This is a genomic window from Pedobacter caeni (assembly GCF_900129215.1).
In the GTDB taxonomy this organism is placed as follows: domain Bacteria; phylum Bacteroidota; class Bacteroidia; order Sphingobacteriales; family Sphingobacteriaceae; genus Pedobacter; species Pedobacter caeni.
The window spans coordinates 418,008-433,745 of sequence record NZ_FQUQ01000003.1 but is presented as its reverse complement, the minus strand read 5'-3'; the positions used below and the strand labels follow the sequence as shown (position 1 = coordinate 433,745).

Genomic DNA, 15,738 nt, shown 5'->3' with positions numbered 1-15,738 from the left:
ACTTTCACGTAAAAAAAGAAAATCATTCGATAAAAAAATAAGAATATGAGCTTAATTGAAGCATTAAAATGGCGCTATGCCACAAAAAAAATGAACGGAGAGAAAGTTGCACAGGATAAGGTCGACCAGATCCTTGCAGCGGCACACCTTGCCCCTACCTCTTCAGGTTTACAACCTTTCAAAATCATCGTCGTTACCAACGCTGAATTAAAAGAAAAAATCAAAGCAGTTGCTTATGGACAGACTCAGATCACTGATTCTTCACATTTGTTGATTTTTGCAGCATGGGACAATTACACAGAAGAAAACATCAGAAATGTATTTGCGCATGGTAACAGAGAACGTGGTATGCCTGAGGATTCTCATTCGGACTATGTGAACAATCTGGTAGCCACTTATACGGCAAGAACTCCTGAAGAAAACTTCAATCATGCTGCTAAACAAGCCTATATCGGTTTTGGTGTTGCCCTGGCAGAAGCCGCTTTATTGAAAGTTGATGCGACACCAATGGAAGGTTTTGATCCTGCAAAACTGGATGAATTGCTTGGCTTAAAAGAAAAAGGCCTTCGCACCACGACTTTATTGCCTCTTGGATACAGAGACGAAAGCGGCGACTGGTTGGTGAACCTGAAAAAGGTCCGCACACCATTAGCAGATTTCATCATCGAATATAAATAAGCGATACAAGTGTTCCTCCTCTGTCAGGAGGGACTTGTCATATCCTTTAAAACAGCCGGCACCATTAATGGTGCCGGCTGTTTTTATTTTCCTTGCGATTCTCCAAAAATAACCCCTATTTTATATTCAATTAACAGGACAGAGGTATTTTTACGAAAGTTTTTTTCCGCTCCATAGCCCCCGCAATGAATCCATTACAAAAATTGCTAATCCTTACGACTATTTTTTTGTTCTGTCAAAAAACAAGTACAGCCGCTATCCCCACAGGCAGGGACAATTTATCTGTAAGTTTATTGACCTGCGAAAAATCTGAACATTACCTGTATGCTTTGTTTGGCCATAGTGCCATCAGGATCAGGGATGAGGCCAGACAGTTTGATATGGTTTATAATTATGGCACATTCGATACCAGCGATCCCGCATTTTATTTCAACTTTCTTCATGGCAGGATGACTTATTTTCTTTCTATGTCAGACTACAACACTTTCATCCAGTCCTACATCAGCGACGAACAATCTGTAATGGAACAAAAGCTGCAGCTCAGTGAGGCCGAGAAAGACAAACTGTTTTCTATCCTGCAAAGGCAGATCAAACCCGAGAACAAGTTTTACAATTATGATTTTGTAGCCCGCAACTGCGCCACAAAAATCATCGACCTCCTGTCTGAGTCTATAGGCCCGGATTTTGACCAGGCATTACTGGAAGTCAGCAGCGGAAAAGGAATTTCTATCCGGGAATTATTAAACCCATACCTGCAGCATAACGAGTTTGAAATGATCGGCATGAACCTCTTTCTTGGCCATGCATCAGATACCCTCAGCAACAAAACAACAGCCTTGTTTTTACCAGATACGCTACAGGGAAGGATTAAGGAAATGCAGCTCAGACAAGGCAAATTTGCCAGGCCCATCACTTACCTGCACAAAGTCGCCCGTAAAACCGTTAAGTCTCCATCCATACTGAGTGCGCTCTTCTACGGCTTAAACTTATTGATGTTGTTCCCCATCTTAGGAGGATTACTGATCGATATCCGTAAGTACCCTGTATTGAAACTGTCTGCTTCTTTACTGAGCATTTCGTTTTTTATGGTGCTGAGTCTGGCTGGCCTGCTCCTGCTTTACCTGTCTTTCTATTCGGAACTCAGGCTGATGCACCACAATTTCAATATACTCTGGTGTCATCCTTTTTATCCGGTGCTATTGTTCAGGAAAGCCTCGAAAACTGCAGCCATCATCTTTCTGGCCTCGATCCTGGCATTTATGAGTCTATACTTCAACTCTATGCCCTTTCCAGCTTTATTTCCCATCTTACTCCTGCTGATCCTTTGGCTGAGCTTCCATATTTTACCGGATAAGGGATAAAACGAATGTCAAAAAGTGTTAAACATGCGGGGAGATAAAGTTATTCAGCTCATAAATGAATATATTAGCCATATTAACCGTATTGAACTATTTTGATGAGATTTATAAACTTTTTTATTGCCCTTATACTGCTATCCACCACTGTGCAACTTTCTGCACATGCACAGCAAGACAGTATCGTTTTAGACAACATCATTGGTAAAGCCAAGAAACTTTCCGATGAGCATCCTGTAGAAAAGGTATATGTACATTTTGATAAACCCTACTATAGCGTTGGGGATACCATTTGGTTTAAGGCTTACCTGACAATGGAACAAAACCTTCCTTCGCAACTCAGTAAAGTGGTTTATGTGGATGTGGTGAATGCAAAAGACTCCCTGGTACAAACGGTAAAACTGCCGACAGTGAACAGTGTGGCTGCAGGAAATATTCCACTTACCCTGGGCACCTACCGCCAGGGAAGTTATTACATCAGGGCGTATACCGTCTGGATGCTCAACTCGAGTGATAAATTCTTTTTCAGTAAAACCATTCCTATCGGGGAAGCGATCGACAAGCAACTGATCACCCATTTCAGTTATAAAAACACGCAAAACGATAAAAACCAGAGCATTGAAGCACTCGTCCAGTTTAAAAACATGGACAAAGTGGCCCAGGTAGGTAAAACGGTCAACTGGAAAGTGATCTCCAATTATGAGGTTGTGAGTAAGGGAAAAGGAACAACCGATCAGAATGGGGTGCTAAAGATAAAAATCGAACCAAAGAAGAATGAGCTCATCACCAATGGAGAGCTGATCACAGAACTCAGTACCACAGACAAAGATTTCATCACTTCCAGCTTTAGCTTAAGACCGGTAGCAACAACACATGATGTTCAGTTCTTCCCTGAAGGCGGAGAAATCGTGAGTGGATTGGCCATGCGCATCAGTTTCAAAGCAATTACGGCCAAAGGACTGGGGATAGACCTGAAAGGGACGATCACAGACAACCAGGGAAATACCTTAAGTACATTTAATTCGACCCATCTGGGCATGGGTTCTTTTTACCTGAACGCAGAAACCGACAAAACGTATAAAGCAAACATCACCTTTAAAGATGGGAGTACGCGGACTTTTGATTTACCTAAAGCTCAGCCAGCAGGCATCATCAGTCAGATTACCAATACGGATCCTTTAGCTTTTAACCTTAAAATATTGGCCAACGATACCTATTTTCAGCAAAATAAGGGAAAAACATTCTTTATTGTGGCCACTCAGGGAGGAATCATCTATTATGCAGCAAAAACCCGTTTAGCCACACAGGTAAATTCAGCTAAGATCCCGAAAGATAAATTCCCTGCAGGAATCGTGCAGGTGACCCTGTTCTCTGAATCCGGAGAGCCAATCAATGAACGCCTGTCTTTCAATTATCCTGCACGCGAAAGCCTGTCTATGAAAACAGATCTTCCATCCTACAAACCAAGACAAAAAGTTAAACTAACGGTTACGCCTAAAAATGCAACTGAACCACTGGAAGGAAATTATTCTGTATCGGTTACCGATGAGTCTAAAGTTCCGGTTGATGAGGATACAGAAACGACCATTTTAAGCTCGCTGCTGCTCACTTCAGACCTACAGGGGTATATCGAAAAACCGAATTACTATTTTACAAAAACAGATGAGAAAAAGCTGGCAGACCTGGATGTTTTGTTGCTGACACAAGGTTACCGCCGCTTTGCTTTTAAAGACATCCTGGGCGGCAAATTCCCTCCTGTAACGTACTTACCGGAACAGGACATGCGCATTACAGGAACCTTAAGAGACCGTACCGGTATGCCGGTAAGAAAAGGAGCATTACGCTTAACGGTCCCGGGAACAAACATTTCGTCGGAAGCAGTGACCAGCCCTTCAGGTCTGTTTGCTTTCCCGAATTTATCTATTCCTGATTCTTCTGAGGTACTGATCAATGCGAAGTACAGCACCAATGGATCTAACCTGATGATCATGCTGGATGGATCGCCATTACCTGAAGTGGGTAAAAACCCTTATCCGGCAGAAGAAGTGACCAATATTGACAGTACTTTATCTGCTTATCTCAACAACAGTAAGCGCCAGTATAGTTTCCTGCGTACCTTAAAAGAAGTAAAGATTGAAGGTGCGAAAGTAAAAAGACCTAGTCATGCGGACCATTCGGCCCTGGCAGGATTAAGCTCCATCAATTCCACAGTGATTGAAGGAGACCGGCTGAAGGATTGTAACTCTATTGCACTCTGCCTGCAAACCATGGCCATGGGCCTTACCTATTTTGAGAACAATTTCTATGTGACCAGGGATTACCAGCAGGGAAGCAGGATTCCGGTAGCCATTTTCATAAATGGAATGGCATTGGATTATATGGCTTTAATGAATGTACTTCCTACGGATGTAGAGTCTGTAGAGATCTTTACCAAAGACGAACTTGGAACAGTGAACAGAATGTACAATACCAATGGGGTATTGGTGGTGAACACGAAGAAAATTAAGAAAAGTACGATGAGCCTGGCGGACTTAAAGAAGATGTTGCCTCAGCAAAACATGTTAAAATTCAATCCTAAAGGTTTTGCCAAACAGAGAGAGTTTTATATGCCTAAATACATCAACCCGGCAAATACTTATAATTTCAACGATTTAAGAAGTACCATTTACTGGAACCCTAAAGTGATCACTTCCGGAACAGCTCCTTTAAGTTTAGAGTATTTCAATGCAGATGGTAAAGGAACTTACAGAGCGGTAATTGAAGGGGTAGACAAATTCGGAAACATTACCCGATCTGTCTACCGCTACACTGTAAAATAATTATTCTTTGTCCGGATTGTTCAGTTCCTCTGAACATTTCAAACCTGTATCTGTCATGATCCATTCTGAAAATTCCATTTCGGAATAGTCATCACAGCCATGATAATTGTATCCATTTAAAAATCCTCTCAATTGACGATTGATTTTTAAATGGGTACCTACAGGTACATTCAGCACCAGATCAACTTCCTGATCACGCCAATTGGCTTTTTTTGTCAGCTGGAAGTGAGAACTGAAATTCAGAAGAGAATCCTTTTGCAAAAACTGATAACGGATGTTCTGTGCCTGTGCCAATGCAGCTTCAAAAGTCCTTCCCTTTGCGCTATAGCTCTTGATCAGTTCAGTTTTCCCATTCTCACTTTTTTCAATCCTAAGGCTCACATTTCTAAGTTCATCAAAACCATTGTCATCATCATTTAAGATTCTCCGGCCTTTGTAGTTATCAGGGTCTATCTGATAATTGACACTATCCTCCTTGGTAAAAAAGCGGGTTTTATCTACCGTTAGAAAAAGAGTTTTATAAGAAACCAATGGGCTTGCCTGGGCAACTTCCGCTTTCTGTCTGAATTCTGCGGTAATTTTAGCTACATAAAACATCCCCACTACCACTCCGCCAAGCCAGATGATCAACAATCCGAAGGAAAGGGTTTTATTGATCGCCTTGCCATTAAACGCCACCCTGATGGAAAATAAGACCAGGGCCAGCAAAGGAACCGCAAACACCACAAATGCGGCAAGGACAGTGGTACTCAGATATTCCTCATTGATCACATTGATTGGGAAATAGTTATACACATTGGAATCCCAGATGCCAAAGAAACCAGCAAGTGTTGCAATCAGGCACAAAAGAAAGAAGCAGCCAAAAACAATAATTCCTATGGCAATAATCTTAAATATGGTTTTCCCTGCGCCCTGGATAAAGTTCCCCAGAAATTCAAAGAACTCTGCAATAAAGCCCCGGGATTGTTGCATCAATGGGTTCAGGTGACTGTTTGCAAACCCTTTCAGGTTCGGCGCTTCCCCTCTCATCGTCATCTTTTCTGTCCGGCTCTCTGCCTTTGGAATAACGATCCACATGATCAGATAGGCAAGGACACCTGATCCTCCGATAAATATAGAAATCAAAGCCGCCAGACGGATCCATTTGGCTTCTATATTCAGGTAATGTGCCAGACCAATACATACCCCGGCAACCATTGCCTGATCGGTATCTCTATACAGTTTTTTGATACCATCATAAGGAGGGATATGAGCGAGAGGATCTACTGCCTCTTCAGACTCTTCCGAAGTTTCGAAATCTTTTACCGAGCCCATTTGTGCCGTTACCGATTTTACATCGTCTATATTGATGACCTGTTTTTGCTGAGCGCTCAGGATCTCGCCGAACATTTCGGCAATTCTGTTTTCTATGTCTGTAACGATCTCAAAGTCGTCTGCGTTTTTTGCGAAATGGTGCTTTACTTCATTCAGGTAAATGGTCAGCATTTCGTAAGCATCCTCTTCAATGTGAATGATGGAGTTGCCGATATTTATGTTCAGTGTCTTCTTCATTAGTTGGTTAAATTAGTTTGGTTCCCCGATTCCAGATCTACTCCTTTTTTCGAAGTGTTGATTGCGTAAGACAGTTCCTGCCAGGTATTGTCCAGCTGGCTGAGAATGGCCTTCCCATCTGCCGTTAACAGGTAATATTTCCGGGGAGGCCCTGATGTAGACTCGACCCAGTTATAACTCAATAAGCCATTGTTTTTTAAGCGGGTAAGCAAGGGGTATAATGTACCCTCTACCACCAACAGTTTGGCTGACTTTAATTCTGCGATAATATCGGAAGCATAGATCTCACCTCTGGATATGATCAGGAGCACACAATATTCCAGTATGCCCTTTCGCATTTGTGTTTGCGTATTTTCTGCTATCATAATACAAAGTTATATGTTTTATATAGTAATATGCAATACATAGTACTATAATAAATCTAAAACTACCCATAACTAACTTATTATCAATACAATAATTTCACCCTCTTATTTTCTAAACATCCGAAATTGAGGTGTAAATAGAAATTTCAGCTTGATTTACAGAGAAAATACAGGTCGAAAACCCTGACTCCTAAAATGGTCAAAAAAAGGACAATGTGGGGAAGGATTGACCATCAACTCATTATAAATGAGGTGAAAAGTCAGACAGATGTCCCAAAATAAAGATCAAAACGGGAATTATGAACATTTCCACCAGTTCATAGAATTCTGGCGCGCAGTTTGCATTATATGAATTACTAAAAACAGCTACCTATGTTAAGTAAATCTTACTCCATCCTTCAGATTTTTGCCAGGCAAAAAGAGGACAAAAAAGAAAGGGCACTCACCAAAAGTGAATGGATTAAGGTAGACCGCGTAGTGATCATTATATTGCTGGCAGCAGTAGTTATCGGGGCAATCCTCTTTTCCTGATCCAGCTAAGATACAGCCGTTAAATTAATTAATTTTTTAAGCGTACCCCAGGTACGCTTTTTTTATGCGCGGTATTTTGACAATGGTGTTTTAACTTAAGGTTGTTTTTTACAACAGCAACGTATCGATGCGATGTGCCTGTACCCTCCCCTGACTTTCAGACCAGGTATAAATGGTAAAATGGCCATCCTGAGAAGCCACTAAAGCAGTTGCATCTCTTTGGTCATGTACAAACTGAGCCGCTGACAGGTGCCTTGTTCCACCTACCTTGGTTGGATGAACAACGATGGCATCTCCTCCTTTGATCGGCTCGGAGAAAGAAAGCTCATCAATATTTTCTTTTCCTTTTGCCCGCCCAATCTTTGCTCCGAAAGAAAGCAGCTCATAATCACTACTGATTACCGTGGCGCCATCAACCGCTGTTAAGCCGGCAAGGTGCTCCACCTCACGCTTCAATGCCGTTTGCCAGAAAATCTGACTGGCCTCTTTACGGTCCTGCTGAAGTAGCTTGGACAAACCGGTAAATGCCGGCTGAACATAGTACTGAATAGGCTTGATGATAGACTGAAGCCAGTTGTTGCTTTCCTTTGGTACGATCAGCAATGTCCCTCCTCTTCCATGGCTGCGCATGGAAACGGCCAGCTGAATCATTACATTCACGGAATCGTTCCAGTAAGAAGGAGCAGTAAGGTCCAGCAGCGACAGCAGCATTGGCGGACAATCGGCCATGTTGGTGTTGTTCTCATCCACCATTTTCACCTGATCCCCTTTCAGCACCGCAATATTGGTGAACTTCCCAAAACCATAAATGCGACGATGTTTGATCACCAGTAAAGCAGGCTCTGAAACATCCAGCACAAAGCAGAAATTGGGAATACTTACTGTAGTTCCCCAGATAAACAGCTCATCGTCTTCCAGCCATACACCCAAATGGATCCCTGCCCGTTCTACTCCCGGGGCAATCTTCGTGAGAATCCCAGGGCTCAAAGGCAGTCGGTGCTTAAAAAGCAAAGGGTTGCCTGCTTGCTGAGGAGGCAAATAAGCCAGTGATATTTTCGGCGAATGTCCTTCCTCCTTACGCAGGCTTGCCCAAAATGTAGCATCAATGATTGCTTCTACTACATTTGCTGTTGGCAATGGTGCGAGATCATCTTCACCACTTTCTCTTGCCGCAGAAAGGTGTGCTGCAAAAATAGCTTCAACTTTTGGGGCAATAACCCGTGCTGCCTGATAGGTCGACTGGTAGATCATGCCATAAAGTTAAGCTATTCATGTTTATTTTATAGTATACCTGATGCCAAAAAATCCCCTGATATTCTGATTCGGTCCATAGACATAAGCCGGGTCAAAAGATAGCCCATAAGGAGTGCTCACGTCGGGTTTATCAAAGGGATTGTTCGCACCGGCAATGATAAATGGATTTCCTCTGTTTGGGGTCCAGTTAAGTAAATTTTTTATCCCTCCATAAAGCTCAAACCTCTTGAAGCCGCTGTAAGTGAATTGGATATTCTGAATACTCCATACCGGAGAAAACTCCCTTCTTGGGTCTGAAGGCCCCACTAATGGCAGACGCATCGGGCTGTAAATGTTTCCCGTATAGTCGATTCCAAGGTCCAGCTTTCTTATTTTATAGGATACGGCCCAGTTTCCCGAGAATTTTTCTGTCAGGATTTGTTGCTTTTTGACACCTTTCTCATAAGTCGCCACATCCTGATAGGTTGCACCCAATACGAATTTCAACCCGTTATTCAAGGCAATGTCCACATTGGCAGTCAAACCTTTACTTACCGCATAACCGTCCAGGTTGTTATAAATGATCTTGTTGGGATCAATATCATAGTTGCCATTAATTTTATTATTGAAATAAGTATAAAATGCCGAAGCCTCAATTCCAAAGAAAGTTCCATCAGCAGCATACATTTTCCTCAGGTAATTCAGGTTTACATTATAGGACTTCTCAGGCTTAAGCTGACTGACAATCACCACATCCCTTGCTCCTGTTAACGCAGCATGGTCTTCGGTAAAGATATTCACCACCCTGAAACCTGTACCTGCATTTAAACGGAGGATATTGTTATCGTTCAGGTTCCATTTATACGCAAATCTTGGAGTGAAGATATTTCCATGTAAAGAGTTATAATCATAACGGAAGCCTGCCAGGAATTTATGCTTTGGTGCAATTGTGATTTCATCCTGCACAAAGACACCAGGCAGCCAGATGTTTTTTGCGGGGTTATTCAGCTCTGTAGCCGGAGTATTGTCGTCATAATAGGTATAGCGCAATGCAGCGCCAACCAGCAAATCATGGTTCTTTAATTTCTTGTCCCAGGTCAGTTGTCCGAAGCCAACCTTCTGGGTGGCAATATAAGATTTGGTGCCATAACGGCTATCCTGATCATGGTTGTTGTAAGAAAAGGCAAGGAAGATCTTCTCCTTTACAGGAAGCTGATAATTTCCGAGAAACTCCCATCTTTTGGTATAAATACTTTCTCCGTAAACCTGGTCCCCACCGCGGTAGGACTTGTTCCAATTCGTTTCTCCTCCCCATCTGTCTTCATACAAATAACGTCCGGCTATGGTAAACAAGCGGTTATCTTTGCGTTGAAAATTCCATTTCTGAAAAACAGAGACCCTGTCCTGTAAAGTAACATCGGTAAAATTATCATGGTTATGGTCAACCACATTTCCGAATTTAAAATAATTGACCCCGGTTAATGCAGTAGCAGAACCTACTTTGGTTTTTAAGCCAAGGTCTGCATTGAACTCCTGATAGGTCGTCCCAAAGACATCCGCAGAGAACAAGGGTGCATTTTGAGGTTTTTTGGTGATGATATTGATCAGTCCCCCGACGGCTTCACTTCCATAAAGAGAAGAGGCCGGCCCTTTTACCACTTCAATTTGCTCTACCAGGGAATTGGGGATTCCTGAAAGGCCATACACCGTAGATAAACTACTCACAATGGGCATCCCATCAATCAGGATCATGGTATAGGGACCTTCTAATCCATTGATGTGGATATCTCCGGTATTGCAAATATTACAATTCAGCTGTGGCCTGACACCGTTTACGTTTTGTAGGGCCTCAAAAATACTGGGTGTGGGATTTTTTCTAAAAAAGGCAGGAGTATATACTTCTACCGGCACCGGGCTTTCCAGCCGGTTTACTTCCTTTAGCGTCCCGGTTACGACCACTTCATTCAGGTCGTTCTGAAAATTACTCAGGTCGAAGTCCAGTTTTAACTGTTCTCCTTTTTTCAGGATAATGGTCTTGCTCATTTTTCTGAAGCCAACTGCACTGGCCTGTACTTTATAGGTTCCCGCAGCAATTGCAACCATTTTATATACACCAGCACTATCGGTCATGATAATGGAGCTGGTTCCCTGCAGGCTGATGTTGACCTGAGGAAGCGGACTGCCCTCAGAAATGACTTTTCCTTCAATACTTCCTGTTTGTGCCCAAACGGACATTGCAAAAAATATAAATAAGATTGTGGTGGCGGCTCGAATAGAGATAGCTTTCATTAGTATGTTTTGTTTTTTAAAATGTGTGTTGTTATCCGAATATCAGAACTGGCCAGTTCATCTAACTTCCATAATTACATCACAAAACTATAAAAGTTAGATTAGTCTAACAAATATAATTTGACATTTATTGTTTTATATTTGCAGCATGCTATCTTACACGGAAGAAAACTATTTAAAGGCTTTATTAAAACTGAGCTTTCAGAATGAGGATAAACCTGAAGCCGGAACCAATGAAATGGCCGCTTATCTGGGGGTTAAACCTGCCACAGCCACAGACATGTTGAAAAAGCTGAAGGAAAAGGAACTGGTGACCTATAAGAAATACGGGAAGATATTGCTCACCGAAACCGGGAAGCAAAATGGAATAGCGATTTTAAGGAAACACCGTTTATGGGAAACTTTTTTATATGAAAAGCTGGATTTCAGCTGGGATGAGGTCCATGAAGTGGCAGAACAACTGGAACATATCCAGTCGGCCAAGCTGGTAGACAAGCTCGAAGAGTTTCTAAATTTCCCGGAGTTTGATCCGCATGGCGATCCCATTCCTAAGGCAAACGGAGAAATCCCCAGCATTGATAAGGTTTTACTTTCGGAACTGAAAGAAGATGAATTATGTAAAGTTGTTGCCGTGAAAGATACCTCCACTGTATTTCTTCAATACCTGGAAAAGCTTTCCATCACCATCGGTACTGCAATCAAAGTCCTGGAACGCATCGACTTTGACGGTTCTTTGAGCATACAGATCGCAGATGAAGAACCACGAAATGTATCTATGAAGTTTGCAGAAAGTTTGTTTGTAAAGAGATAGTCGTAAATTTGTATTCATTCAATTCATCCGTTCCCATTACATTCAAGATATGTCAACAGAAATAAAATGCCCTAATTGTGCGCACACTTTTCCAATAGAAGAGGTAATGGCTGAGGAATATAAAAAAGACCTCAGAGAGAAGATGGTCACTTTTACCAAGCAAAAGGACGAAGAATACAATAAAAAACTGAATGAGATCAGTCAGCAGCAGAAACAGCAGGAGCAGGTATTTGAGCAGCAGCACAAGCTCCAGGCCCAGGCATTTGAACAAAAGCTTGCGGAAGAAAAAAAAGTGCTCCAGACTGCCCTGGAAGAGACCTTAAGAAAAAGCATTGCCAGTGATTTTGAGAATAAGCTTCAAATGATGGACAATGCCAATAAAGAGAGTGAAGAGAAACTGAAGCTTGCCCGCGCCAAAGAGCTTGATTTCCTGATGAAGGAAAAAGCAATGAAGGAAAAAGAAGAAGAAATGGAAATCCAGCTTCAACGCAAACTTCAGGAGCAACGCGCAGAAATGGTGGAGCAGATCAGAAAGCAGGAAACAGAGAAAAATAACCTTAAAGATACAGAACACCAGCTCCGGGTAAAAGAACTGGAAAAACAACTCGACGATCAGAAAAAACTGGCCGAAGAGATGAAGCGTAAAGCCGAGCAAGGCTCTATGCAATTGCAAGGCGAGGTTCAGGAGCTGATCCTGGAAGAGCTCTTGCGCAATGCTTTTCCTTTTGACCTCATTACTGAAGTCGGCAAAGGGGTAAGAGGAGCAGATTGTGTACACCATGTCAGAAATCAATTCGGACAGGATTGCGGCAAGATCATCTATGAGAGCAAGCGTACCAAAGACTTCTCTATGGAATGGATTGAGAAGCTGAAAAAAGACATGCGCAGCATGGGTGTTGATGTGGCAGTAATTGTTACCCAGGCCTATCCTAAAGGCATGGATTGTTTCGGAGAAAAAGACGGCGTATGGATCTGTTCTTTTGATGAGGTAAAAGCAGTCTCCTACATCCTTAGAGACGGCATTGTGAAATTATTTGGCGCCGTTAAATCTCAGGAAAACCGTGGCGACAAAATGCACATGTTATACGATTACCTCACCAGCAATGAGTTTTCCGAACAATGGAAAGCCATCAGAGAGGGTTTCATGAGCATGAGACTTTCCATCCAAAAGGAAAGAGATGCCATGGAGAAACTTTGGAAAGCCCGTGAAAAACAATTGGAAAAGGTGATGCTGAATGCCGCACATATCCGTGGTTCTATAGAAGGAATTGCTGGTACAGATACCATTCAGCTCAGTCTCACTGATGATGAAGAGGATGATGATGCACTATTGCTGGAATAATATTTTCTATTGATGATCTACGCAAAGAAGAAAGTCCAAAATACGGCAAATCTGGCTGCTCAGACCGCTAAGATCATTGCCAATGTAAAAGAGCTGGAAGAGAAGAACCTGATCCGTCTGGAAGAAAAGGAGATATATTTATATCCTGATATCTGGAAGGATAAGGCGACCGCTTTAAACTGGATCAAATGCCTCCACCTCTACTATATGCTCAAAAGACGCTTTAAAGAAAGTGATTCCCTGCTTTTCAAACATATAGAGACTGGCGAACTCATTGGCTCTTTCAAAAATAAAAAAGCTGCGGTATCTGTTTTTAATCCGCTTCCTTAAACAGGCTTACCACCTGCTTTTTTTCCAGTTGTTCTGTTCTTCAGGTGTGAGAAAAGTCCAGGCCATAAAGCGGCTGATTTTCTGCCCCTGAGCCATTTCTATCGTCCGGATCTCTATCGGCCGCTGTCTTTCCAGTGAACCATAAATAAAAGGGACATTCATGCTTTTTGAAACGAGGGTAGTAAACCAGAAACACTGTTTTCCTAAAGCGGTGCTCTCTTCGATCATCTTCCGGATAAACCCCACTTCTCCACCTTCGCACCAAAGTTCTGCCTGCTGGCCTCCAAAGTTAAGCACAGTGGACTTTCCTTTCTGCTTACCCAGATTTCTCAGTTTACGCTGACTTCCCGCCTGAGCCTCCTCAGCAGAAGCATGGAAAGGAGGATTACACAAGGTAAAATCAAAACTCTCTCCCGGTTTTACCACACCCTTAAAAATATGGTTTTTATTGCTCTGCAACCTTGGAAATACTGCAGCAGCTAATGAGGGGTTGATGGAGGCAATGTTCTTTGCAGATTTAATTGCATAGGTGTCCACGTCAGATCCGGCAAAGGTCCATCCATATTCCTGATGGCCAATGATCGGATAGATACAGTTTGCACCCAGACCGATATCCAGTCCTTTAATGTTTTTCCCTGTGGGAATTACGCCTCCGTTTACCGAAGCCAGCAAATCCGCCAGGTAATGAATATAATCTGCTCTTCCCGGAATAGGCGGGCATAGATATCCCTCAGGAATATCCCAATGCTCAATCTGATAGAAATGTTTCAGCAATGCCTTATTCAACAGTTTCACCGCAACAGGATCTGAAAAATCTATCGATTCATCACCATAGGGATTGATGGCCACAAAAGGACGTAATTCCGGAAGACTTTTAATCAGTTCCGGAAAATCATACCGGGAACGATGCTTGTTTCTTGGGTGTAAGACTTGTTTTTCTATAGACATTACCTTCGGCTAAATAATCGCCAAAGGTAATGTTATTTTAATTTCAGGCCTTCACTAAAAAATGTTCGGCTACTTCTGCGGCCTGTAACATCATGTTATGCAGCTCTGTATTTTTGATGAGTGGCTTTAACTGCTCACTACCAGGGCCAAACATGGCGATCTCTACAAAATCCGCAGCATGGTCCATTCCTGCCCATCCTACAGAAGTATGCTTAAACTGCATCTTTGCCATTTCATAGAAAGGTAATTTTGCATCATTGTACAATTGTCCTTCCTGGATATCGGAGAAATGAACCAACAGGTCTTTGGCTTCTACATCTGTAATCAGCATCCCCTGACCGGTTTTAATCAGTTCAATCACCTGAGCAGGGCTCGAAGTCCGGTTCAATTGGTTCAATACCCACTGATTGCTATGTTTGAATAATTGAATGCTATCGAAGTTTTTATCCGCCTTACTGCCGGAGAATAAACCCGGATTGGCATTGGCGTGATCGGTAGTGATGATCACCAGGGTTTCTCCGTCTTTTTCTGCAAAATCGATTGCTACGGCAACGGCTTCATCAAAGGCAAGCTGGTCGAAGATCAGTCCGCCGATGTCATTTCCATGTGCGGCCCAGTCTACCCGTCCACCTTCCACCTGCAATACAAAACCATCTTTATGGCCTTTCATCAGGGAGATGGCTTTAGTGGTCATCTCTGCCAGAGAAGGTACATCTTTAAGCAGTTGGGGCGTATTTTTACGGTCGATTTCATAAGGTAATCCATCTTCCGCAAAGATCCCTAAAACAGGATTAGTACCAGTATAACCCATCATTTCTGATTTGTTTTCTACCACTTTAAAGCCCTGGGTTAAATATTTAGGAAGTAAACTTCCGTCTTTTCTTTTTGGTCCGAAATAATCGGCTCCACCACCCATCATCACATCAAACTTCAGGTTGAGGTACATCTCTGCAATCTCTTCCATTCCATTGCGGCTATTGATGTTTACACAAAAACCTGCAGGAGTAGCATGTGTGATCGGAACAGTAGTTACACAGCCTACTTTTTTACCGGATTCTTTAAATTTCTGAAGGATCGGTTGTGGCTTTTCGCCTTTAGGACCCACGTTCAGCGAGCCATTATTGACCCGCATCCCTCCTCCCCAGGAGGAACTTGCCGCAGCAGAATCAGTGACCATAGAGCTGGCAGATGCGGTATCCATCAAACCACGGGTTACTTTAGCATCCCGGTACAATTGCATCCAGGTGCTCGTTTTTCCAAAAGCACGCTGTGCATAAAGATCGGCCATATTCAATGTTCCCTGGCTCATTCCATCGCTCACCAGCATGATGATGTTCTTCGCTTTTTTCTTTAGTGATCCTGGTTTAGCCAGTACATCTCCTGCGGATAAAAATGGCAAACCCAATCCGGCCAGCAATCCTCCCTTTAATAATGATCTTCTATTCATTCTGTGTGTTTTGAGCAAAAATATAGTCTTAAGGAGAAT

General features: G+C 42.6%; 13 protein-coding genes. 7 read left to right on the top strand and 6 right to left on the bottom strand.

Annotated elements, in window-relative coordinates; all coding sequences use genetic code 11:
• Positions 1–45 precede the first annotated feature (45 nt).
• From BUC20_RS16440 to BUC20_RS16430, 3 genes are all read left to right on the top strand, one after another.
• Positions 46–678, top strand: a complete 633-nt coding sequence (locus BUC20_RS16440) for an NAD(P)H-dependent oxidoreductase (protein WP_073232176.1) — start codon at positions 46–48, stop codon at positions 676–678.
• A gap of 185 nt (positions 679–863) precedes the next feature.
• Complete coding sequence (locus tag BUC20_RS16435; protein ID WP_073232175.1) at positions 864–2,039, top strand: lipoprotein N-acyltransferase Lnb domain-containing protein; 1,176 nt, start codon at positions 864–866, stop codon at positions 2,037–2,039.
• Between the two features lie 95 nt (positions 2,040–2,134).
• Positions 2,135–4,852, top strand: coding sequence for a carboxypeptidase-like regulatory domain-containing protein (locus BUC20_RS16430; protein ID WP_073232174.1), 2,718 nt, complete (start codon positions 2,135–2,137; stop codon positions 4,850–4,852).
• Here the strand turns inward: BUC20_RS16430 and BUC20_RS16425 are convergent, their stop codons facing one another.
• Entirely contained in the window at positions 4,853–6,403 is a 1,551-nt protein-coding gene (locus BUC20_RS16425) for a PspC domain-containing protein (RefSeq protein ID WP_073232173.1), read from the bottom strand.
• The gene (locus BUC20_RS16420) at positions 6,403–6,768 is read right to left on the bottom strand and encodes a PadR family transcriptional regulator (protein ID WP_073232172.1); all 366 of its coding nucleotides are present in this window, start codon (positions 6,766–6,768) and stop codon (positions 6,403–6,405) included. Before BUC20_RS16420 ends, BUC20_RS16425 begins: the two co-directional genes overlap by 1 nt.
• Positions 6,769–7,140: 372 nt before the next feature.
• Between BUC20_RS16420 and BUC20_RS34090 the strand changes: the two genes are divergently transcribed.
• Positions 7,141–7,299 carry a hypothetical protein gene (locus BUC20_RS34090; protein WP_200800968.1) on the top strand — a complete coding sequence of 53 codons (159 nt, stop codon included), beginning with the start codon at positions 7,141–7,143 and terminating at the stop codon, positions 7,297–7,299.
• Between the two features lie 108 nt (positions 7,300–7,407).
• On the opposite strand, the gene BUC20_RS16415 is transcribed toward BUC20_RS34090, so the two are convergent.
• Together BUC20_RS16415 and BUC20_RS16410 are read right to left on the bottom strand one after the other, a co-directional pair.
• Positions 7,408–8,550, bottom strand: a complete 1,143-nt coding sequence (locus BUC20_RS16415) for a putative sensor domain DACNV-containing protein (protein WP_073232171.1) — start codon at positions 8,548–8,550, stop codon at positions 7,408–7,410.
• 24 nt (positions 8,551–8,574) lie between these two features.
• Positions 8,575–10,821, bottom strand: a complete 2,247-nt coding sequence (locus tag BUC20_RS16410; protein WP_073232170.1) for a TonB-dependent receptor — start codon at positions 10,819–10,821, stop codon at positions 8,575–8,577.
• A gap of 148 nt (positions 10,822–10,969) precedes the next feature.
• On the opposite strand from BUC20_RS16410, the gene BUC20_RS16405 reads away from it, so the two are divergent.
• The 3 genes from BUC20_RS16405 to BUC20_RS16395 are packed head-to-tail and all read left to right on the top strand — an operon-like array spanning position 10,970 to position 13,304.
• Positions 10,970–11,632: a metal-dependent transcriptional regulator gene (locus BUC20_RS16405; RefSeq protein WP_073232169.1), complete on the top strand. Its 663-nt coding sequence runs from the start codon at positions 10,970–10,972 to the stop codon at positions 11,630–11,632.
• Between the two features lie 49 nt (positions 11,633–11,681).
• The gene (locus BUC20_RS16400) at positions 11,682–12,974 is read left to right on the top strand and encodes a DUF2130 domain-containing protein (RefSeq protein WP_073232168.1); all 1,293 of its coding nucleotides are present in this window, start codon (positions 11,682–11,684) and stop codon (positions 12,972–12,974) included.
• A gap of 12 nt (positions 12,975–12,986) precedes the next feature.
• On the top strand, positions 12,987–13,304 hold the full coding sequence (locus BUC20_RS16395) for a hypothetical protein (protein WP_073232167.1): 318 nt from the start codon (positions 12,987–12,989) through the stop codon (positions 13,302–13,304).
• Between the two features lie 6 nt (positions 13,305–13,310).
• On the opposite strand, the gene rlmF is transcribed toward BUC20_RS16395, so the two are convergent.
• Positions 13,311–14,252 carry a 23S rRNA (adenine(1618)-N(6))-methyltransferase RlmF gene (gene rlmF, locus BUC20_RS16390; RefSeq protein WP_073232166.1) on the bottom strand — a complete coding sequence of 314 codons (942 nt, stop codon included), beginning with the start codon at positions 14,250–14,252 and terminating at the stop codon, positions 13,311–13,313.
• A 43-nt stretch (positions 14,253–14,295) separates the two neighbouring features.
• On the bottom strand, positions 14,296–15,699 hold the full coding sequence (locus BUC20_RS16385; protein ID WP_073232165.1) for an alkaline phosphatase: 1,404 nt from the start codon (positions 15,697–15,699) through the stop codon (positions 14,296–14,298).
• Positions 15,700–15,738 lie beyond the last annotated feature (39 nt).